Source organism: Winogradskyella vidalii (assembly GCF_013403955.1).
Classification (GTDB): Bacteria; Bacteroidota; Bacteroidia; order Flavobacteriales; family Flavobacteriaceae; genus Winogradskyella; species Winogradskyella vidalii.
Genome location: NZ_JABFDG010000001.1, coordinates 22766 through 42839, shown reverse-complemented (window position 1 = coordinate 42839; position 20074 = coordinate 22766). Strand labels below are relative to the sequence as shown.

Sequence of the window (20074 nt, the reverse complement as noted above, 5' to 3'; positions counted from 1 at the left end):
TCTCAATCACAGTTTTCAGTAAAAAAAAATAATTCAAAAGTGTCAGAAATCAAAAACGAAGTCCAAGGTAAACTCATCGTATTTTCAGCACCATCAGGTTCCGGAAAAACAACTATAGTTCGTCATTTATTAAAACAGCAAGAACTCAATTTAGAATTTTCAATTTCGGCTACATCGCGTGATAAACGCGGCAATGAAATCAACGGAAAAGACTATTATTATTTATCGCTTCAAGAATTTAAAAACCGAATTAAAAACGATGAGTTTTTAGAATGGGAAGAGGTTTATAGAGATAATTTTTACGGCACTTTAAAAACAGAAATTGAACGCATTTGGGCTAAAGGTAAACATGTTATTTTTGATATTGATGTGTCTGGCGGTTTACGTATTAAACGAAAATTCCCAGAACAAACCTTAGCTATTTTTGTAAAACCACCCGATTTAAATGAGTTGGTAAGACGCTTAAAAGAACGCGGCGAAGAAAGTGAAGACAAAATAAGTATGCGTGTTTCTAAAGCACCTGCAGAATTAGCAACAGCACCACTTTTTGATGAGATCGTGGTTAATTCTGACTTAGACAAAGCCTTAGAAAATGCTTATAAACTGGTATCTAACTTCATAAACGAATAACGCTTTTTCCTATTTTAAAATATATTACGATTATTGTTCTACATGGACAAAGTCGTAACAGATTCGTTATGCTCAACTACTACCTCATTAATTGGTTAATCTGAGCATTGTTCCCCTAATTTTTATTTTTAAATTTACCTATAACTTTAAAGATGACGACATGAAAATTGTGGTATTAGATGGGTACACTTTAAACCCAGGTGACCTAAGTTGGGATGACATCCGTCAATTTGGCGATTTAAAAGTTTATGACCGTACGGAATTTGATTCAAAGGAAATTCTGAAGAACATCAGTGATGCAGAAATTGTTTTTACTAATAAAACCCCTTTATCAAAATCCGTTTTAAATCAAGCGCCGCATTTAAAATATGTTGGCGTTTTGGCAACAGGCTTTAATAATATTGACCTTGAAGCTGCTAAATCAATAGGAATAACAGTTGCTAATGTACCCACCTATGGTACACAAGCTGTTGCCCAATTCACGATGGCTTTATTGCTTGAGCTTTGTCATCATGTAGGTGCACATTCCGATGCCGTAAAAGATGGGGAGTGGACCGCAGCACCAGATTTTTGCTTTTGGAACAGTCCACTTATAGAACTAGACGGAAAAACCCTAGGCATTATTGGTTTTGGAAAAATAGGACAAGCCACAGCTCAAATGGCCCAAGCTTTTGGTTTAAATATTTTGGCCTACAACCGGAGTAAAAATCCAGATTTAGAATCTGAAACTTGCCAATATGTTGACTTAGATGCGTTGTTTGAATCTTCAGATATTATCAGTTTACACTGTCCGCAAACCGAAAGCACAAAAGGCATTATCAATAAAGCTAACATCGCTAAAATGAAAGATGGCGTTATGCTCATCAACACGGCACGAGGCGGATTAATTATTGAAGAAGATTTAAAATCGGCACTAAATTCAGAAAAAGTTGCAGGTGCCGCTGTAGATGTTGTTTCAACAGAACCTATAGAGGCCGACAACCCATTGTTAGGTGCTAAAAACTGCATTATTACACCACATATCGCTTGGGCGCCAAAAGCTTCAAGACATAGAATGATGCAAACAACCGTTAAAAATTTAAAGTCGTATTTAGAAGGCAACCCTATTAATGTTGTAAATTAGCCCCCTTTCTAATACAAACGCCTAACAGCATTACGAAAACACTTCAAAAAAGCTATTTTAGATAACAAATTATGAAAATCGGTCTTTATTTCGGCACATTTAATCCCATTCACGTGGGGCATTTAACTATTGCTAATCATTTAGCAGAACATAGCGATTTAGACCAAATCTGGTTTGTAGTGACCCCGTTGAGCCCTTTTAAAAAGAAAAGTAGTTTGCTAGACAATTACCATCGTCTAGACATGGTGCATTTAGCAACAAAGGATTATGATAAGTTACGACCAAGTGATATTGAATTTGGTTTAAAACAACCTAACTATACGATAGACACCTTAACTTATCTTATTGAAAAACATCCAACACATGAGTTTTCCCTAATTATGGGTGAAGACAATTTGAAAAGTTTTCACAAATGGAAAAACAGTGCGCTTATCCTAGAAAATCACGACATCTATGTCTACCCAAGATTATCTAAGGGAAAAGTGGACGCACAATTTGAGAAGCATCCTAAAATCACTAAAGTAGAAGCACCTATTATGGAACTTTCCTCTACGTTTATACGCGATGAAATTAAGGCTAGAAAAAATGTAAGACCCATGATACCAGAACATGTCTGGGAACTCATTGATGAGATGGGGTTTTATAGGTAACATTCCTGCGAACGCAGGAATCTCATAAAGAAAAACCTAGATCATTAAAGTTTAGACATAATCTGTCCCAAACTTTTTGAAAGCATTAGTATATACCATGAAAATTCCGTAGTTATTCATAGGATTCCCGTTTTCACGGGAATTTAGAAATAATAAAAAGCATCCTCATAATGTGTAATTTGCTCTGTGGTCTTATTTTTCAAAACCGCAACGATATCAAAACGGGTTTCTAAATCAATATCATTTTCAAGAATAAAAGCATCCATCGCCTTTACAAGCAGTTTAATTTTACCAGGGGTTACAAATTCTTGTGGGTCACCAAAAAAGTCAGAATTTCGAGTTTTTACTTCGACACAAATCATTTGATTATTGTGTTTAGCTATAATATCTATTTCGGCTTTTTGAAATACGTAATTGCGTTCTAGAATTTCATAACCTTTCTGCATTAAATAATCCGCAGCGAGTTGCTCTCCTAATTCTCCAAGTTCGTTGTGTTGTGCCATATACTAAGCTTCTATCAATGCTAATAACTATCAAGAAAAGTAACAAGGTTAAATTTGATGGTCTTTAACAGCTAGCATCAAGATACAAAATTGTTAGGTATTTAATTAATAGTGAACAATCTGAGTTAAAGCATCGTGGTTTTAAGCACATAAAATCCTGCAATAAACCCTATCTTTGTTATTCAGTTAATCATGCGAAATGGCTAGTCATATTAAATGTCCAAATTGTGGTCTCTATAACACAAACAAAGAGTATTGTACCAATTGCAATACGCTTTTGTCTTATAAGAAAAGACGAGAACTCGCCAATAAAAAAGCCGAAAAAGAACGTCGTGAGCGCGAACGTATTCAAAAAGAAGCGTCACCTTCGTTTTATAACAAATACAAAGACCATCGCTATTTAATCGTTCGTGTTTTTGTTAGAGTCTTTCACTCTATTTGGATGGGATTTATTGCCATAGGTATGTTTATTGCTTGGGTGTTTTCAGCAATTGCAGCATGACGATTTTAAAACATCCTATTTTCCTTTGTAGTGTATTGTTGGCTGCTGCAATCTACCTAGGTCAACGTTTAGATGTATCTCTTCCGGATTGGATTAATTTTTATGTCAATGATTTTTTGTGCATGCCCATCGTTTTGAGCTTATGCTTAGCAGTGCTTAGAATTATTAAAAAAGACGAAACATTATATGTACCTCTCATTGTCGTTTTAGCACTGACCGTCTATTTTTCATTATATTTTGAATGGTTAATGCCACAACTAAATACACGTTACACTAGTGATGTTATGGATGTCGTCCTTTACTTTATTAGTGCCACTATATTTTTTAAGCTACAGAAAAAATTATTCTGAAAACTTTAAAGTCGCTGTGCCTTTACCAACCTTCAAATCCACAGTTCGTCCTAATACCAAGGCTCTGTTATCTTTTTCATGTCCTGCTGGCACATTAAACGCTATAGGGAAGTCGTAATCCTCTAAAGCATCCAAAATTAACTGCTCAATCGAAGTTCCCCAAGGAGTCGTGTTTTTTCGAATTCTAGACATATCACCAACCACAAGACCATTTAAATTATCAAAATATCCGGCACGCTTCATACTTTGTAACATACGGTCTATATGATATTTATATTCGCCAATCTCTTCAATAAAAAGAATTTTTCCGGCAGTATCAATACTTTCCTTAGAGCCTAACATAGTATGCAATATGGTGAGGTTTCCACCTACCAATTCGCCAGACGTTTCTCCTATTCTATTATAATTAGACCCTTTTAACGCATAGTCTTTTGGCTGCCCAAAAATAGCCGATTTAAACGTTGAAACGGTCTCTTCTATATCGTCTAAATTCTTAGTTAAACTCACACACATTAAGGCGTGCAAGGACTGAAACCCTTCATTATGAACCTGATTATGTAAGGCTGTAATATCACTATAACCAATAATCCATTTTGGTTTTTTCTTAAATTTGGTATAATTCAATTTATCTAAAATCCTAACGGTTCCGTATCCCCCTCTTGCACACCAAATAGCACTAATACTTGGGTCGTCCATAGCATTTTGTAAGTCTTCACAACGCTCGTCATCCGTTCCTGCAAAATGATTCCCTTGGTTAAAAACATTTTTACCTACAATCGCATGCAAACCCCAATCTTTTATAAGTGCTACAGCTTGCTGGACTTCTCCTTCTCTACTTTTTAAAATTCCTGAAGGTGCTACAATGGCAACCGTATCACCAGCTTTTAAATATGGAGGCTGTATTAAGTTTGATGAATTATCCGTGTTGTTTTGAGCCTTAATGCCTGTATTTACAATCATAATGAGCGTTAGAATTAGATATAGAGCGTGCTTTTTCAAGGTCATATAAGAATTTTTGTAAATATAAAAAGTAAAAATTGAAGCTTAACAATTAAACTAACGAATAACACTTCTAAAAAGTACTCAAACATTTTACAACACTAAATTTATTCACAAAAAAAAGAGATGGCCAATTGACCATCTCTTTTTTTTATGAATAAATTATAAAATATTATTTATTAAATAATGTTCTCGTTTTTCTTAAACTAGGTGTCGCTGAACGATCTAATTCAGACGAATAATCCATTGCTTCTAGAGATCCTTTGTAATATCCTGAAAAAGCAGTACCATCAGAAACCGTTCCTTCAAATTCTAACTCGTAGGTTGTACCATCATCTAAAACTGTAAAAGTTCCTGAGTCTACAGAGTAATAATCAGATTCACCATCCAAACTATAATCGATGAATACTTCTGCATCATTAAAGGTTCCTTCACCACCAGTACCTCCAAACGTATATACACCTTCAGCAATATCATCTTCACTTAAAGTAAACAACTCAAAATAAACACCTGAATAAACAGCATCTGTTGGTTCTGTGTATCCATCTACTATTGAAATTTCAGAACTTAATAAAGCGATATCAAAATTAAAAACCCCATCAACATAATAATCTCCGTAATTTTCTATTGTTCCTGCTTTTAATTGGTATTCCGTATCTCCAAAAATTAATTTGCTGTCAGCAGAACTCCCACCATTACCACTGTCATCATCACTATCACAAGAGAATGAAACTAAGCTAATTGATACTAATAATACAAGTAATTTTAAATTTTTCATTTTTATTATTTTTATGTTAGGCACTAAATGTAGTCTATTTAAGATTTTAACAAAACATTTACATTATTTTTTCGATGAATCGTTTGCACTTTTCATTATAATTCACACTACAAAATGTTTACTTTTGCAACTTACTAAAAGTAGTACTATGCCAAAAAGATATACCATAACCGCAGCTTTACCTTATACAAATGGCCCAATTCATATCGGACATTTAGCAGGCGTTTATGTCCCTGCAGATATTTACGCACGTTATTTAAGACTTACAGGAAACGATGTCGCTTTTATTTGTGGAAGTGATGAGCATGGTGTACCGATTACAATAAAGGCTAAAAAAGAAGGCGTAACACCACAAGATATTGTAGATAAATACCACGCCAACATCAAACAGTCTTTTGAAGAATTTGGAATTTCACTAGACAATTACTCGCGTACCACTGCGAAAGTTCATCACGATACCGCTCAAGAATTTTTTAAAACCCTATACGACAAAAACGAATTTGTAGAGGAAGTTACCGAACAATTATACGATGCTGAAGCGAATCAGTTTTTAGCAGACCGTTTTGTAACCGGAACTTGCCCTAAATGTGGTAATGAAGAAGCTTATGGCGATCAATGTGAAAGCTGTGGATCGAGTTTAAATGCCACGGATTTAATTAATCCGAAATCGGCAATAACAGGAAATGTTCCTACTCTAAAAGAAACCAAACACTGGTTTTTACCTTTAAACAAACACGAAGAATTTTTACGTGAATGGATTTTAAAAGGCCATAAAAAAGACTGGAAGCCTAATGTTTACGGTCAGGTAAAATCCTGGATAGATGATGGTTTACGTCCACGGGCGGTAACCAGAGATTTAGATTGGGGAATTCCGGTACCTGTAAAAGGTGGCGAAGGCAAAGTGCTTTACGTTTGGTTTGATGCACCAATCGGTTATATTTCTTCTACCAAAGAGTGGGCCGCACGCGAAGGTAAAAACTGGGAAGATTACTGGAAAAACGACGACACCAAACTGGTTCACTTTATAGGAAAAGACAATATTGTATTTCACTGTATTATTTTTCCAACGATGCTAAAGGCTGAAGGCTCTTATATTTTACCAGAAAATGTACCAGCAAACGAGTTTTTAAATTTAGAAGGCCAGAAATTATCGACCTCTAAAAACTGGGCCGTTTGGTTACCAGATTATTTAATCGATTTCCCAAATCAACAAGATGTTTTGCGTTATGCTTTAACCGCAAATGCACCAGAAACTAAGGATAACGACTTTACTTGGAAAGATTTTCAGGCCAGAAACAACAACGAATTGGTAGCTATTTTCGGAAACTTTATCAATCGTGTGGTGGTTTTAACTAATAAATATTATGATGGTGTTATTCCAGAACCTTCAGAATATAGTGCTATTGACGAAGAAACTCTAGCAGCTTTAAAAGCTTATCCTGCTGTTATTTCAAGTTCTATTGAACGCTACCGTTTTAGAGAGGCCAGCCAAGAATTAATGAACTTAGCACGACTAGGAAACAAATATTTAGCGGACGAAGAACCATGGAAAACTGTAAAAACTGATGAAGCACGTACCAAAACGGTGATGTTTGTAGCTTTACAAATCGCTTCAGCTTTAGCCGTGTTATCTGAACCGTTTTTACCGTTTACGTCTAATAAACTAAAATCAATCCTTTGTCATTCCGCACTTGATGCGGAATCCACTTGGGATGATATCAGCTCTAAAGCGGTACTGCTACCTGCCAACCACAAAATTGGTAAAGGTGAATTGTTATTCTCTAAAATTGAAGATGCTCAAATTGAAGCACAGTTAGAGAAATTAATCGCGAGTAAGAAAGCCAATGAAGCCGCAAATAAAGCCATTGAGCCTCAAAAAGACGAAATTGCTTTTGAAGATTTCACCAAATTAGATTTACGCGTTGGTACCATTCTCGAAGCAGAAAAAATGCCTAAAACCAAAAAACTTTTAGTCTTAAAAGTCGATACAGGTATAGACACCAGAACTATTGTTTCTGGTATTGCAGAAAGCTTTAAGCCTGAAGAAGTGATTGGAAAACGCGTGACTGTTTTAGTCAACCTAGCACCACGAAAATTAAGAGGTGTAGAAAGTCAAGGGATGATTTTAATGACTGAAGGCGAAGGTGGTAATTTGGTGTTTGTAAATCCAGATACTTCGACTGCGCTCAGCACAGGTAAAGACAGTGTAATTAACGGACTTCAAATTAGCTAAAATGATAAAAAGATATATACTTGTTCTTGTCTTTATGCTGTCTTATAGCATACAAAGTCAAGAACTTGTATTGTCCTTTAAAAACGAAGATTTATCAAGGCGCATCAATAAAGACTCCTATACTTTAACTAACGCAAAGACAAACGACTTGGCGCTTGTAATTATAGAGCGCAAAACTATCTTAGCCTATCTGTTTAATTCTGATTTTGAAGAAGTTCATAAATTTGAAGCTTCAAATATTAAATCAAAGTATAACAAAGTTCTTGGATATAGTATTAATGGCAATATCTACAAAGTGCTTTTTACAAACAATAATCATAACAAATTTGCTATTCTACATTTAGACTTCAATTCTAAAACAAGCCATACCACGGAAATAGATTTAGACCTGAATAAAAAAGAAGTCTTTTTAGATGCTGTAAACTACAACAACGAATTATATGTTATAAGCGGAGACAATAAGTCTAAATTAACTTTAAGACAACTAAGCTCAAATAATACATTTAATCATATTAAGACTTTTCTTTTAGAAGAAATCAGTGAAGACACCTCACTGATTAGCAGTAAATTTTCCATAGGAGCCTTTATTTTAAATGGCTATGAATCTCCTAATGTTACTAAGATTGACCCTAGAATACCGAGTTCTATTGAGCGCGCATCTAACGCCAATAAACTCTATCAAAATAAGGAAACCATCTATCTCACTTTCGATAATAATAAAGAGGCTACTATTTTTTACACTATAGATTTAGACGAATTAGATTTAAAAGTGAAAACATACCCGTATCCAAAACCAAGAATAGAGGAAGATTTTAAGAAATTCAACTCCTATATTTTTCAAAATAACATCTATCAGATAGCGAGTTCAAAATATGAAATGGCTTTTGAAATTAAAGACTTTGAGGGCAACCTTATCAACGACTTTTATGTGAATAGAGACATGACTATTAATTTTAAAAATTCAGAAATCATTCAAGAAGGGACCACAGCAATACCCTTTGTAAATACCCGAAAATTTGAACAAACGTCTAAATACTTGAGAAAAATTTCAGCAGGAAATCTTGGTATTAATGTTCAGCACGCCAATGAATTATTCTATATAACTTTAGGAGGCTACCAAGAAATTAATACCAGTGGATTTTCTCCTGTTGTTAGCTCACCTACAATGACTTCAGATGGTTTTATATCCTTCAATCACACCTATAATAGCTATAGGACTTACACCACTACGAAGTCTACATTTTTCAACACCATACTAGATTCAAATTTTAAACACGTTAAAGGAGACATCGAAAAAAATAGTTTTGATAAGATAACAGATTATAAAAAAGACAAGCCCTACCTTACTGCAGAAGATGTTTTCTACTATAATGACGAACTCTACTTTGGATACTTTAATCTCAAAGAAAGCGAATATAAGCTCTTGAAATTCTAAGCCTCGTTTTACCAATTGCATCAATATTTTTTTCTTTACAAGTAATCACCCACCTAGCCTTTAAGTAATTTTGATACCGAATCATTACTTAAAAGACTATGAAAAAATTAGCATTAATAGCATTAACCTTTTGCTTTTTAGCTTGTGGAGCCTCAAAAACAGTAAGACAATCTAAAAAAGTAATAAAAGGTGATTGGACATTAACCACTGTTGAATCATCAGCGATTGGTGACTTAAAAATCACATTACTCAACGATGCCGAAAAAGCTTGTTTTGAAAACAGCACCTGGCAATTTATTCCGAATAACAATACAGGTGTTTATACACTTTCAGGCTTAAATTGTACTACAGACCAACGCTATTTTTCGTTTACAATAGATGAAATAGATGAAGACACAGGCTTATATAATTTTCTTTTAAAACCTACCGACAAAAAAGGTAAATCTGAAACCAATTCTGGATTCAGATTAGAACTCACCTCACTTTCTGACACTGCGATGCAGTGGCAACAGATAGTGACTTTAGATGGAAAACCCATCACCATAACTATGAACTTTACAAAATTTTAAAACTATGAAATTATTAAATTATAAATCGAATTTAGCCATTACCTTATCTCTACTTTTAGTATTGATGACGAGTTGTAAGGCTATAGACAATGCAAACAATAAACAAAAAGGTGGCGCTATTGGTGCTACTGGTGGCGCCATATTAGGAGCTATCATCGGAAATAACGTAGGCGATGGCAACAACAGTGAACTAGGTGCTGTTATTGGCGGCGTTGTAGGCGGTGGCGCTGGTGTATTAATCGGTAACAAAATGGACAAACAAGCCCAAGAAATTGAAAATGAAATTCCTGGTGCAACCGTTGAGCGTGTTGAAGATGGCATCGTCCTAACCTTTGACGAGCAAAGTGGTGTTTATTTTGATACAGAAAAATATAATATCAATTCTAAGTCACAAGAAACATTAAATAGATTGGCTAATGTTTTTAATGAATATCCAGATACAAACATTTTAGTTGTTGGTCATACAGACAGTTCTGGTAACGATGCTTACAACATGACCTTATCTAAAAACAGAGCTGAAGCTGTTACCAATTATCTAATGGGAAAAGGTTTAAGTAATGGCCGATTTACCACACATTGGTATGGTGAAGAGCAACCAATGTACGATAATACTACAGCAGAAGGGCGTTCTAAAAATAGACGTGTAAATATTGCTATTGTACCTAACGAAACCATGATTAATGAAGCTAAAGAAGAAGCTAACACTAATGGATAATTTTAGCTAAAATTATTCGGCAATTAATGTCGAGTTAAATATCTTACAGGCCTTATACTTAAAAAATGTATAAGGTCTTTTTTTATGATGATAACATATATTACCCAACATACACAACTAGCAGAAAAAAATATTAAAAGCACCATTCAACTCCTCAATGAGGACTGTACTATACCATTTATTTCACGCTACAGAAAAGAAGCTACAGGAAATTTAGACGAAGTACAAATTGGGGAGATTGTAAAATTTAAAGAACAATTTGAAGCTTTAGAAAAACGGAAAAAAGCCATTTTAAAAGCACTGGAAGAACAAGGTGTTTTAACGGAAGACTTAACCCAAAAAGTTGAAAACACTCAAGATTTAACAACACTTGAAGACCTTTATCTGCCTTACAAGAAAAAACGAAAAACCAAAGCAGAAACGGCTCGCAAAAACGGTTTAGAACCCTTGGCAAAAATCATCATGAGCCAAAAGGCAAATGACATAGAATCTATAGCTTATAAATATGTTAAAGGCGATATTACATCTGCTGAAGAAGCTTTGGAAGGCGCCAGACATATTATTGCCGAATGGATTAATGAACGTGCAGATATTAGAAACCTTTTAAGAAATCAATTGGAACGACATGCCCAGATTTCGACTAAAGTTATAAAATCTAAAAAGGACGACGAAAAAGCTCAGAAGTTTAGAGATTATTTTGATTGGTCCGAAAGTTTAAGCCGAATTCCATCACATCGCCTATTAGCAATTTTAAGAGCCGAAAATGAAGGTTTTATTCGTGTGAAGATTGAAATCGATGATATTAGAGCCTTAGAACTTATGGATAATAGAATAATCCGAAGTCAGAATGCTTGTGCAGACCAGGTTGAATTGGCGATTTCAGATGCTTATAAGCGTTTATTATTTCCATCATTAAGCAACGAAGCTTTAAGTAAGGCTAAAGACAAAGCCGATGAATCTGCCATCACTGTTTTTGCAAAAAACCTGAAACAATTATTGTTAGGTTCCCCTATTGGCGAAAAACGTGTTTTAGCCATTGACCCAGGATTTAGAACCGGTTGTAAAATTGTTTGTTTAGATGCGCAAGGCAACTTAAAGCACAACGAAACTATTTATCCGCACGCCCCCAAAAATGATAGTATTGGTGCTATAAAAAAGATTTCCTCTTTAGCTGAAGCTTATAAAATTGAAGCCATTGCTATTGGAAACGGTACCGCTTCAAGAGAAACCGAAGCTTTAATTCGTAAAATTCAGTTTAAAAATGAGATTCAAGTATTTGTGGTAAGTGAAGCTGGCGCGAGTATCTATTCAGCATCCAAAATTGCACGAGAAGAATTCCCAAATTATGATGTAACCGTTAGAGGGTCAGTTTCTATTGGACGACGTTTACAAGACCCTTTAGCCGAATTGGTAAAGATTGATGCGCAGTCTATTGGTGTGGGCCAATACCAACATGATGTGGACCAGGCTAAACTTCAAAAACAACTCGATACGGTTGTTGAAAATTGTGTGAATGCGGTTGGCGTTAATATTAATTCGGCAAGTAAACCCCTATTGAGTTATGTCTCTGGAATCGGTCCAAAATTAGCTGAAAACATTTTCAACTATAGAACCGAAAATGGGGTCTTCAAATCTAGAAAAGACATCATGAAAGTGCCGCGTTTAGGCGGAAAAGCGTTTGAACAAAGTGCTGCTTTCTTAAGAATAAAAGGGGCTAAAAATCCTTTAGATGATTCGGCTGTACATCCAGAACGCTATGCTATAATAAAAAAAATGGCTAAAGATGAAGGTGTTTCGCTTCAGGACTTAATCGGAAACAAAACTACACTTCAAAACATAGATTTAAAAAAATATGTGTCTGAAGGTGTGGGTCTATTAACCCTTAAAGATATTATAAAAGAACTCGAAAAACCAGGTTTAGATATTAGAGAAACAGCTAAGGTGTTCACCTTCAACCAAAATATAAAATCCATAACGGATTTACATGAAGGGCAATTATTGCCAGGCATCGTTAACAATATCACCAATTTTGGATGCTTTGTAGATGTGGGTATTAAGGAAAGTGGTTTAATTCATGTGTCAAATCTTAGCGACAGTTTTGTAAAAGATGTAAATGAACACGTGCATTTGCACCAGCAGATTATTGTTAAGGTTTTAGAAGTTGATGTGTCTCGAAAACGGATTCAGTTGAAGTTACATAAGTAAAGAAAATAGGATGCACTTATTCTACAAATAATTATAAAATTCGTTTCGTATAAATGCTTAAAATCGCCTTACATCCCATATACAATCACAATTTACCTAAAGGACATCGGTTTCCCATGGAAAAATATGAGTTGTTACCGCAGCAATTATTATACGAAGGAACTTGTAACAGCACTAATTTTTTTGAACCCGAAAAACCCAATGATAAATATATTCTCGCGGTACACACCCCTGAGTATTATTATGATTTGGTGAATCTAACCTTAAACCAACGTGCCGCACGAAAAATTGGTTTTCCGCTTAGTGAAACCTTAATTGCACGCGAAGTCATGATTGCTGATGGCACTATTAAAGCCAGTGAATTTGCCTTACAACATGGTATTGCCATGAATATTGCTGGAGGTACGCATCATGCATTTTCAAATCGTGGTGAAGGATTTTGTATGCTACACGACCAAGCGATTGCTGCGCGATATCTTCAAGGTAAAGGCTTAGCTAAAAAAATTCTGATTGTAGATTTAGATGTACACCAAGGTAATGGCACAGCAGAAATTTTTAAGAATGACGACTCGGTATTTACCTTTTCCATGCACGGACAAAGTAATTATCCTTTTGAGAAAGAGACGAGTAATTTAGATATTGCGCTAAAAGATACCACCGATGACATGGCCTACCTAAAAATATTAAAAGCAACCCTTCCTAAATTAATAGAAGAACAGCAACCAGATTTTATTTTTTATCAATGTGGTGTAGATGTTATTGCTTCAGATAAACTAGGTAAATTAGGCTTATCTATTAAAGGCTGTAAAGCTAGAGACCAATTTGTATTAGAACAATGTAAGCGCAATCAAATTCCGGTAATGTGTAGTATGGGTGGTGGCTATTCACCAGAGATAAAAACAATCATAGAAGCACATGCTAATACGTTTCGGTTAGCACAAGACATTTTCTTTTAGAGTCATTCTCAATTAAGCAAAAACTTTATATCTGATTTAACTATCCCTATATTTGTATAAAACACTAAAAATATGCTATCAAAATCTATAGAAAACGCACTAAATAAACAAGTTAGAATTGAAGCTGAATCTTCACAAATATATTTGGCTATGGCCATTTGGGCAGAAGTCAAGGGACTAGAAGGTATATCTAGTTTTATGTACTCCCAATCTGACGAAGAGCGCGAACACATGTTAAAACTAGTAAAGTTTATTAATGAACGTGGTGGAGAAGCCCATATCTCTGAACTAGATGCGCCAAATTTAAAACATAAAACGTATAAAGAAATGTTTGAAAAGCTTTTAGAGCATGAAATTTTTGTATCTGAAAGTATTAACGAATTAGTTCATATTTCTTTACAGGAAAAAGATTATGCAACACACAATTTCTTACAATGGTATGTTGCCGAACAAATAGAAGAAGAAGCTGTAGCAAGAACCATCTTAGATAAAGTAAAAATGATTGGCGATGATAAAGGCGGATTGTATTTATTTGATAGAGATATACAACAACTAACCGTAGACTCAGCTGCGGAAACACCTGAGTAGCTAAATGTTAAAGTTTATTTAGATTAAATTTAAATAACTATTTTTGTCTCAATACTTAAAGATTTTCTTTTTAAGAAAACTAAAGATGGGCAAAAAGAAGAAAAATAAAAAATTAAAGAAAAAGCGTATTAAGGTCCTTGAAGCTTCTGGTGTAGAATCACTTGGGAAAGTAAAATCTAAATGTTGCAAAAAGTATAAGAAAACAGAAAACAAGCGTTGTAAAAAATGTCCTTGTTTTGATTTGCTTAAAAAAGTGGCTTAATCTATCATATACATTAACCTTTTTACCATTATTCTAAATAAATAAAACAGCAGCCAATTGGTTGCTGTTTTTTTTTATTTGTGCAAGCCTAACAATTTATTTTACCTCTCAGCTACTTACCACAACAATAAAACGTTTTTATTTACTAAATTAGATGCTTAATCATGCAACTAACCTTATTTGCAGAATATAAAGTAGTATGAAAAAGATGCTGGTATTTTTAACAATAGTACTGACTTCAAATTTTGCTGATGCTCAATTTATAAAAGAGAAATCAATAAGTGCTCAAATAGGTTACGGTATTAGTGTCCCCTACGATAGCTTCGACGACATTGCGGATGATGGCTTTTATGCACAAGGAGAGTTGGTTTTAAAAATCACCTCTTGGTTTGAGCTGAGACCTTATGCAGGTTTTATCATAACAAACTCTAACGGTAAAGATTTGAATAATAATCCTACTTACGAAAAAGCAGAATCAAAAGCCTTTTTGCTCGGTGGAAAAGCAAGGCTACGCGCTCCAATCCCCTGGGTAGCACCATTTATTGAAACAGGTATAGGAACTTCTATTGGTAAATTTGAAACATTAACAGGTTATCATTCTTTCGATAAAAGTGGTGTAATTTATCATATTCCCTTTGCATTTGGTCTTGAATTAGGAAAAGACCATAATGTTGACTTAGGTTTTACATATTACTTTCAACCTTCAGTTAAACAATTTGTTGGTGCATTCGCTTTTGGATTAACGTTTCCGCTCAATAAATAATAACATATTAAAATAAAGCATCAGCACATTTTGGGTATAACCAAAAGCAACTGATGCCATTTACATTCATAAAAATTGAGCCTCTACGCTTTTATTTTTATTTATTTCCAAGCATTAAAAGCTCACTACAAACCACTTCGGTAGTGTAACGTTTTATACCATCTTTATCTTCCCAGGATCTAGAAGTTAATTTACCTTCAATAGCAACTTCTTTACCTTTTGTAATATACTTCTCAATCACTTGAGCTGTTTTTCCCCAGGCTACCACATTGTGCCATTGTGTGTCTGTAATTTTCTCACCTTGTGCATTTTTATAACTATCGTTCGTTGCGATAGAAAATTTTGCTAAGATTTTTCCGGATTCAAAATTGGTGATTTCTGGGTCTTGTCCTAAGTTACCAATCAACTGTACTTTGTTTTTAAGTGTGTTCATAATTTCTAAATTTTAATGGTTAAACAGTTAATACTATCGAGTTCTTATGTTTCGACATTGCAAAGATGTGACAGTTCGCAAATCATAATCGGTATTTACATACTTACATACGTTTGTAATTGTTTGTAAGTATTTAAAACCGTTTAATATGCTTATTTTACTAAATAATTCGATTTTATATTCTGTAATAACAAAACACTATAAACTGATTTTTAACTAAATTAGACCTTTAATAGTAATGATAAACCATGTTGTGCAACATTTAAGAAAAACGAAATACAATGAAAATAAAATATAACGATTCAGAAAATACAATTGAAATTAAAGATGGACTTAAGAATCAATATCTAATATTAAAGATTTTAATGATATTGAATTTAGCAAACGCTCTAATTCGATTAATTGGACAGAATAAAACGGAATATGGAATAATAGAATATTTCTGGATTGCGATAGGAATTGTTTCCCTAATTGCCCTCTATTTCTTTCTTTTTAAAAATTCCACAGCGGAGAAAATTAAAGTCGGAGAAATTAAACGACTGAATGAAAAACCTGTATTTGGCAGAAAAAGATTCTCATTGGAATTAGATAACGGAAAAAAACGAATTTTAGGAAATTTCAAAAACGAATTTGAATTAGTTGAAATGCGTGAATTATTTGCAAGAGTTGGAATTTCAAACTGATAAAAACGTTGCACAACACCGTATAAAAATAATTGCGGCTAAGTGCTTAATCAAAGGTCGTTGCGTGTTTGTAAAGTCTGATTTTCCTTCGGAAAATCCTCGCAGACAAACCCGCAAGTATTCTTATACATAAACGGTCAACGTACATTAAAAATCATACCAACATATAGTTCATACGTTTTTAAAAGCTGTATTAGAACAAATTCCAAAACTTTTAAAATTAGAAACTAAGCCTACTTATAAATTTTTAAGTTATTTATCCTTTTATGTAATTTTTAACCCACTAACAAGACATAGAGCTTATTATGGTACACACATTTAAAGAATTTTCTACAAATGCTATTTTCAATATTGGAAATGAAAATGATTTGCTTCCCTTTAAAGAAGCAAAACAAAATACGTATTATACCTTTATTTGGGCAAAATCAGAAGCTGTAGATCTTATTATTGACAGTGTTCCATTTACAGTTCAACCACACAGTATTTTAGCGCTAACACCTATTCAATACCTACAATACATTAATGGTGGCGATATTATTGTTTACCAATTTAATCAAGAGTTTTACTGTATTAAAGATCACGACCAAGAAGTCAGCTGCGTTGGTATGCTATTTTTTGGAAACACCAATATTCCTAGTATTCATTTAGATGCTAGCGAACAGAAAAAATTTAACACACTACATGACGTTTTTATAGATGAATTAGAAACCAAAGACAATATTCAGGCTGAAATGCTTAGAATGTTGATGGCTAGATTCATTATAAAAAGCACACGATTACTAAAAGCAAAAGAAGGTATTGTTGAAACCCCTAAAAGTTCTAAAGTCGACTTACTTCGTGAATTTAATTTTTTAGTAGAACAACATTTTAAAACCGAACACAGTGTCGCTTTCTATGCCGAAAAATTATTTAAATCACCAAAAACCTTATCTAATAACTTTGCTAAGCTTAATAGAAGTCCATTACAAATTATCCATCAACGTATTGTTTTAGAAGCACAACGCTTATTAAGTTATACCGATAAAACAGCAAAAGAAATTGCCTACGATATTGGATTTGAAGATGCATCTCACCTCAGTCGTTTGTTTAAAAAACACACGACTTTATCACCTTCAGATTACAAAAAACGCCTAAACACACCCAACTAGGGAAAAATTGACACGCCAAAGGGCAAATTACTCATTTTATAACAGCTGCTTCCAACGCATCTTTGCATTGTAATATTAAAACAATTAAAGATGACATTTAAAAACAAATCCATATTCAATCTCATAGAGATATTTACAAGTAGACCTATAAAAGTTACAAACACAATTAGTACAGAAACACATTGTGAACAAAAGCACATTCACGATTATTATTGTGATGCTGAAAAACCTTTTATAGGCTACAACTAGAATCAAGGGAAAAATTGACAACCTAAAAGGAACAACGACTATGTTTTAAGCTTGCTTAAACAAAGAACTTTGTACCAACAAAATAATAATAACTCTGAACTCATTTCAGAATAAAAAATTAAAACATGAACACATTTAATGTACCCACAAAAGAAGACGTAAGTGCTAATAATCAGGCTATTTTTGAAAACCTTAATAAAGCTTTAGGTTTTGTACCTAATTTGTATGCTACTTACGCCCATAGCGATACCGCTTTAGAAAACTACCTAAACTTTGCTAATGCAAAAACATCTTTATCAGCTAAAGAAAAAGAAGTTGTAAATCTTGCCGTAAGTCAGGTTAACGATTGCATCTATTGCCTATCGGCACACACCGCAATAGGAAAAATGAATGGCTTTACAGATGCGCAAATCTTAGAGTTAAGAGCGGGCTATTCTACCATTAACGACAAACTTAATGCTTTGGCAAAATTGGCTAAAAACATTACTGAGAACAGAGGTAAAACAGATGAAGCAGTCTTAGAAAACTTTTTTAATGCTGGTTATACTAAAGGAAACTTAATTGACACTATTGCGCTAGTAGGAGATAAAACCATCTCTAATTATGTACACAGCACAACTCAGGTTCCTGTAGATTTTCCAGTGGCACAACCATTAGAATTAGAAACGATTTAAACTATAATAATTAATAAAAAAAATACTAATAATGAAAAAAATCATCACAATTATCGTCATCGCATTAACGTTTACATTAACCGGAAATGCTCAAGATTCAATGAAAACTAAGGCAACAACAGTCTCTTTAGAACAAACCGCAGGAGAGTTTACTCAAAAATCGTTAAGCTTAAAAGAAGGCGCGTATATTTTTGAGATTGCGAACAAAAATGTAGGGCATCAGGTTGGTTTTGTCTTAGTACCTAAAGGTAAAGATGCATCTCAACCAGAAAACCATATCAGCACGGCTTATGTTACAAAAGCAGTAGAAAACAACACCAAAGAAACTAGTAAAGTTACAACACTTACTAAAGGAGAATATGTGTATTTCTGCCCACTAAATCCTACTCCTCAATATACCTTAACAGTAGAATAAATAGCCCCCTTTTAAATTAAGCAATTGGTTTATAAAGATAAAGAGCAATCTATAGGGTTGCTCTTTTCTTATAACATTAAGTTTTATAGTCTACAGAACGAATTAGATTAATAATTTATATATACGAAAAAAGCACCCAAGGACAGGATGCTAAGTTTCTCATGGATTGTAAGGCTTGTTGCTCCGTACCAACTCAATGTGAAGATGTGCCTTACAATCATCTACAGTTCAAAAATAAATAATATCTAGCCATAAGATGTTAAGCCATCATTTAATAAAAGTTAACTCTTTATTTTTAAAAATAAAGAAATGAATCAATTGTAACGAACTGATTAAGTAAACACTGCCTATAAATTTTGAAGGCAATCCAAGACATTATCTTTTCTTTTGGATTAGCTCCACGTATTTAGATAGTATTAATCTATACAGTGGTGCCGTTTACAATTACGTCAGAGCCCGAAGAACTATTGAATAGGTATAAGTCACTTTAACTATTAACTTCAAAATACAATCTAAAAAATAAGACTACCTTTAGTCTTCTATGAAACAATTATTGGATTGCATATATTCAGTTACTAAAACCGTAAATTCTAAGTATAGCGGAAAGCTAGAAATTACTTGGCTTAACGGTAAAAAACACCTCAACTCAGAAAATGCAAATTACAGTTACGGCGCTTTGCAACGTGTTTTAAAATTTGGCTTAGACAAAGTTAAACTCCATAAAACCAATTCAATTTTAATTTTAGGCATGGGCGGCGGAAGCGTTATCAAAACCCTAAGAACCGATTTTAACTATACTGGTGCTATAGATGCTGTAGAATTAGACCCGGTAATTATAGATATTGCCAAATCTGAATTTGGAATCATGGAGGACCGACAGCTAAAAATCCATTGTAATGATGCTTTTGATTTTGTGAAAACAACCACAACAACTTTCGATTTAATTATTGTAGACCTCTTTATTGACCTTCTAGTTCCAGATCCGTTTCTAAGCACTACCTTTTGGGATAATGTACTCAACTTAAAAGCTACAAAAGGCACCATTATTTTTAATGCTTCAGTACAAGACTCTAACCAAGATAAAATTGATACGTTAATCAATTATCTCAAAACAAAGGTCTTTAAAGTAAGTGTTTACAAAAAAGTCAACAACACCAATACCGTAATCATTGCTAGAGGTTTATAAAAATATTTAGTATCTTGTTAGAAGA

Annotated in this window: 24 protein-coding genes; 20 read left to right on the top strand and 4 right to left on the bottom strand. The window is 33.8% G+C overall.

Going from position 1 to position 20074, the window contains the following annotated elements:
* Positions 1 to 39: 39 nt before the first annotated feature.
* The 3 genes from gmk to nadD all read left to right on the top strand — a co-directional run bounded on the left by gmk (position 40) and on the right by nadD (position 2403).
* Positions 40 to 630, top strand: coding sequence for a guanylate kinase (gmk, locus tag HM982_RS00205; RefSeq protein ID WP_179351115.1), 591 nt, complete (start codon positions 40 to 42; stop codon positions 628 to 630).
* Between the two features lie 160 nt (positions 631 to 790).
* Positions 791 to 1753 (top strand): D-2-hydroxyacid dehydrogenase, encoded by a 963-nt coding sequence (locus HM982_RS00200; protein ID WP_179351114.1) that lies wholly within the window; start codon positions 791 to 793, stop codon positions 1751 to 1753.
* 71 nt (positions 1754 to 1824) lie between these two features.
* Complete coding sequence (gene nadD, locus HM982_RS00195) at positions 1825 to 2403, top strand: nicotinate (nicotinamide) nucleotide adenylyltransferase (RefSeq protein WP_179351113.1); 579 nt, start codon at positions 1825 to 1827, stop codon at positions 2401 to 2403.
* A 143-nt stretch (positions 2404 to 2546) separates the two neighbouring features.
* On the opposite strand, the gene HM982_RS00190 is transcribed toward nadD, so the two are convergent.
* Complete coding sequence (locus HM982_RS00190; protein ID WP_179351112.1) at positions 2547 to 2906, bottom strand: YraN family protein; 360 nt, start codon at positions 2904 to 2906, stop codon at positions 2547 to 2549.
* Positions 2907 to 3105: 199 nt separating this feature from the next.
* Between HM982_RS00190 and HM982_RS00185 the strand changes: the two genes are divergently transcribed.
* Positions 3106 to 3408 (top strand): hypothetical protein, encoded by a 303-nt coding sequence (locus tag HM982_RS00185; RefSeq protein ID WP_179351111.1) that lies wholly within the window; start codon positions 3106 to 3108, stop codon positions 3406 to 3408.
* Entirely contained in the window at positions 3405 to 3758 is a 354-nt protein-coding gene (locus tag HM982_RS00180; RefSeq protein WP_179351110.1) for a hypothetical protein, read from the top strand. Before HM982_RS00185 ends, HM982_RS00180 begins: the two co-directional genes overlap by 4 nt.
* Here HM982_RS00180 and HM982_RS00175 read toward each other — a convergent pair.
* Entirely contained in the window at positions 3750 to 4763 is a 1014-nt protein-coding gene (locus HM982_RS00175; protein WP_179351109.1) for a S66 peptidase family protein, read from the bottom strand. The two genes, HM982_RS00180 and HM982_RS00175, sit on opposite strands and share 9 nt — an antisense overlap.
* A 166-nt stretch (positions 4764 to 4929) precedes the next feature.
* A complete protein-coding gene (locus HM982_RS00170; RefSeq protein WP_179351108.1) occupies positions 4930 to 5535 on the bottom strand; it encodes a hypothetical protein in 606 nt (201 codons plus the stop codon).
* A 148-nt stretch (positions 5536 to 5683) separates the two neighbouring features.
* Here HM982_RS00170 and metG point away from each other — a divergent pair, with 148 nt between their 5' ends.
* The 9 genes from metG (at position 5684) to HM982_RS00125 (ending at position 15261) form a co-directional block, all read left to right on the top strand.
* Positions 5684 to 7768: a methionine--tRNA ligase gene (gene metG / locus HM982_RS00165; RefSeq protein ID WP_179351107.1), complete on the top strand. Its 2085-nt coding sequence runs from the start codon at positions 5684 to 5686 to the stop codon at positions 7766 to 7768.
* A gap of 1 nt (position 7769) precedes the next feature.
* Entirely contained in the window at positions 7770 to 9203 is a 1434-nt protein-coding gene (locus tag HM982_RS00160; RefSeq protein ID WP_179351106.1) for a hypothetical protein, read from the top strand.
* 98 nt (positions 9204 to 9301) lie between these two features.
* On the top strand, positions 9302 to 9772 hold the full coding sequence (locus HM982_RS00155) for a lipocalin family protein (RefSeq protein ID WP_179351105.1): 471 nt from the start codon (positions 9302 to 9304) through the stop codon (positions 9770 to 9772).
* A 4-nt stretch (positions 9773 to 9776) separates the two neighbouring features.
* Complete coding sequence (locus HM982_RS00150) at positions 9777 to 10487, top strand: OmpA family protein (protein ID WP_179351104.1); 711 nt, start codon at positions 9777 to 9779, stop codon at positions 10485 to 10487.
* Positions 10488 to 10574: 87 nt separating this feature from the next.
* Positions 10575 to 12692 carry a Tex family protein gene (locus HM982_RS00145; RefSeq protein WP_179352335.1) on the top strand — a complete coding sequence of 706 codons (2118 nt, stop codon included), beginning with the start codon at positions 10575 to 10577 and terminating at the stop codon, positions 12690 to 12692.
* Between the two features lie 53 nt (positions 12693 to 12745).
* Positions 12746 to 13648 carry a histone deacetylase family protein gene (locus tag HM982_RS00140; protein ID WP_179351103.1) on the top strand — a complete coding sequence of 301 codons (903 nt, stop codon included), beginning with the start codon at positions 12746 to 12748 and terminating at the stop codon, positions 13646 to 13648.
* Positions 13649 to 13720: 72 nt separating this feature from the next.
* Positions 13721 to 14236 (top strand): ferritin, encoded by a 516-nt coding sequence (locus tag HM982_RS00135; protein WP_179351102.1) that lies wholly within the window; start codon positions 13721 to 13723, stop codon positions 14234 to 14236.
* An 85-nt stretch (positions 14237 to 14321) separates the two neighbouring features.
* Positions 14322 to 14498: a hypothetical protein gene (locus HM982_RS00130; protein WP_179351101.1), complete on the top strand. Its 177-nt coding sequence runs from the start codon at positions 14322 to 14324 to the stop codon at positions 14496 to 14498.
* A gap of 208 nt (positions 14499 to 14706) precedes the next feature.
* Complete coding sequence (locus HM982_RS00125; protein WP_246296546.1) at positions 14707 to 15261, top strand: hypothetical protein; 555 nt, start codon at positions 14707 to 14709, stop codon at positions 15259 to 15261.
* Between the two features lie 97 nt (positions 15262 to 15358).
* Here the strand turns inward: HM982_RS00125 and HM982_RS00120 are convergent, their stop codons facing one another.
* On the bottom strand, positions 15359 to 15694 hold the full coding sequence (locus HM982_RS00120; protein ID WP_179351099.1) for a single-stranded DNA-binding protein: 336 nt from the start codon (positions 15692 to 15694) through the stop codon (positions 15359 to 15361).
* A gap of 281 nt (positions 15695 to 15975) precedes the next feature.
* Here HM982_RS00120 and HM982_RS00115 point away from each other — a divergent pair, with 281 nt between their 5' ends.
* The 6 genes from HM982_RS00115 to HM982_RS00090 all read left to right on the top strand — a co-directional run bounded on the left by HM982_RS00115 (position 15976) and on the right by HM982_RS00090 (position 20049).
* Entirely contained in the window at positions 15976 to 16377 is a 402-nt protein-coding gene (locus HM982_RS00115; RefSeq protein WP_179351098.1) for a hypothetical protein, read from the top strand.
* A gap of 305 nt (positions 16378 to 16682) precedes the next feature.
* Positions 16683 to 17525: a helix-turn-helix domain-containing protein gene (locus HM982_RS00110; RefSeq protein ID WP_179351097.1), complete on the top strand. Its 843-nt coding sequence runs from the start codon at positions 16683 to 16685 to the stop codon at positions 17523 to 17525.
* A 90-nt stretch (positions 17526 to 17615) separates the two neighbouring features.
* Entirely contained in the window at positions 17616 to 17774 is a 159-nt protein-coding gene (locus tag HM982_RS00105) for a hypothetical protein (protein ID WP_179351096.1), read from the top strand.
* A gap of 125 nt (positions 17775 to 17899) precedes the next feature.
* A complete protein-coding gene (locus HM982_RS00100; protein WP_179351095.1) occupies positions 17900 to 18448 on the top strand; it encodes a carboxymuconolactone decarboxylase family protein in 549 nt (182 codons plus the stop codon).
* 31 nt (positions 18449 to 18479) lie between these two features.
* Complete coding sequence (locus HM982_RS00095) at positions 18480 to 18863, top strand: cupredoxin domain-containing protein (protein WP_179351094.1); 384 nt, start codon at positions 18480 to 18482, stop codon at positions 18861 to 18863.
* A 541-nt stretch (positions 18864 to 19404) separates the two neighbouring features.
* Positions 19405 to 20049, top strand: coding sequence for a spermidine synthase (locus tag HM982_RS00090; RefSeq protein WP_179351093.1), 645 nt, complete (start codon positions 19405 to 19407; stop codon positions 20047 to 20049).
* Positions 20050 to 20074: the final 25 nt, after the last annotated feature.

Excerpts from the sequence above, each read along its gene's own strand:
- HM982_RS00200 (WP_179351114.1), top strand. The coding sequence starts at position 791 with ATGAAAATTGTGGTATTAGATGGGTACACTTTAAACCCAGGTGACCTA.
- nadD (WP_179351113.1), top strand. The coding sequence starts at position 1,825 with ATGAAAATCGGTCTTTATTTCGGCACATTTAATCCCATTCACGTGGGG.
- HM982_RS00190 (WP_179351112.1), bottom strand. The coding sequence starts at position 2,906 with ATGGCACAACACAACGAACTTGGAGAATTAGGAGAGCAACTCGCTGCG.
- HM982_RS00185 (WP_179351111.1), top strand. The coding sequence starts at position 3,106 with ATGGCTAGTCATATTAAATGTCCAAATTGTGGTCTCTATAACACAAAC.
- HM982_RS00180 (WP_179351110.1), top strand. The coding sequence starts at position 3,405 with ATGACGATTTTAAAACATCCTATTTTCCTTTGTAGTGTATTGTTGGCT.
- HM982_RS00175 (WP_179351109.1), bottom strand. The coding sequence starts at position 4,763 with ATGACCTTGAAAAAGCACGCTCTATATCTAATTCTAACGCTCATTATG.
- HM982_RS00170 (WP_179351108.1), bottom strand. The coding sequence starts at position 5,535 with ATGAAAAATTTAAAATTACTTGTATTATTAGTATCAATTAGCTTAGTT.
- metG (WP_179351107.1), top strand. The coding sequence starts at position 5,684 with ATGCCAAAAAGATATACCATAACCGCAGCTTTACCTTATACAAATGGC.
- HM982_RS00160 (WP_179351106.1), top strand. The coding sequence starts at position 7,770 with ATGATAAAAAGATATATACTTGTTCTTGTCTTTATGCTGTCTTATAGC.
- HM982_RS00155 (WP_179351105.1), top strand. The coding sequence starts at position 9,302 with ATGAAAAAATTAGCATTAATAGCATTAACCTTTTGCTTTTTAGCTTGT.
- HM982_RS00150 (WP_179351104.1), top strand. The coding sequence starts at position 9,777 with ATGAAATTATTAAATTATAAATCGAATTTAGCCATTACCTTATCTCTA.
- HM982_RS00145 (WP_179352335.1), top strand. The coding sequence starts at position 10,575 with ATGATAACATATATTACCCAACATACACAACTAGCAGAAAAAAATATT.
- HM982_RS00140 (WP_179351103.1), top strand. The coding sequence starts at position 12,746 with ATGCTTAAAATCGCCTTACATCCCATATACAATCACAATTTACCTAAA.
- HM982_RS00135 (WP_179351102.1), top strand. The coding sequence starts at position 13,721 with ATGCTATCAAAATCTATAGAAAACGCACTAAATAAACAAGTTAGAATT.
- HM982_RS00130 (WP_179351101.1), top strand. The coding sequence starts at position 14,322 with ATGGGCAAAAAGAAGAAAAATAAAAAATTAAAGAAAAAGCGTATTAAG.
- HM982_RS00125 (WP_246296546.1), top strand. The coding sequence starts at position 14,707 with ATGCTGGTATTTTTAACAATAGTACTGACTTCAAATTTTGCTGATGCT.
- HM982_RS00120 (WP_179351099.1), bottom strand. The coding sequence starts at position 15,694 with ATGAACACACTTAAAAACAAAGTACAGTTGATTGGTAACTTAGGACAA.
- HM982_RS00115 (WP_179351098.1), top strand. The coding sequence starts at position 15,976 with ATGAAAATAAAATATAACGATTCAGAAAATACAATTGAAATTAAAGAT.
- HM982_RS00110 (WP_179351097.1), top strand. The coding sequence starts at position 16,683 with ATGGTACACACATTTAAAGAATTTTCTACAAATGCTATTTTCAATATT.
- HM982_RS00105 (WP_179351096.1), top strand. The coding sequence starts at position 17,616 with ATGACATTTAAAAACAAATCCATATTCAATCTCATAGAGATATTTACA.
- HM982_RS00100 (WP_179351095.1), top strand. The coding sequence starts at position 17,900 with ATGAACACATTTAATGTACCCACAAAAGAAGACGTAAGTGCTAATAAT.
- HM982_RS00095 (WP_179351094.1), top strand. The coding sequence starts at position 18,480 with ATGAAAAAAATCATCACAATTATCGTCATCGCATTAACGTTTACATTA.
- HM982_RS00090 (WP_179351093.1), top strand. The coding sequence starts at position 19,405 with ATGAAACAATTATTGGATTGCATATATTCAGTTACTAAAACCGTAAAT.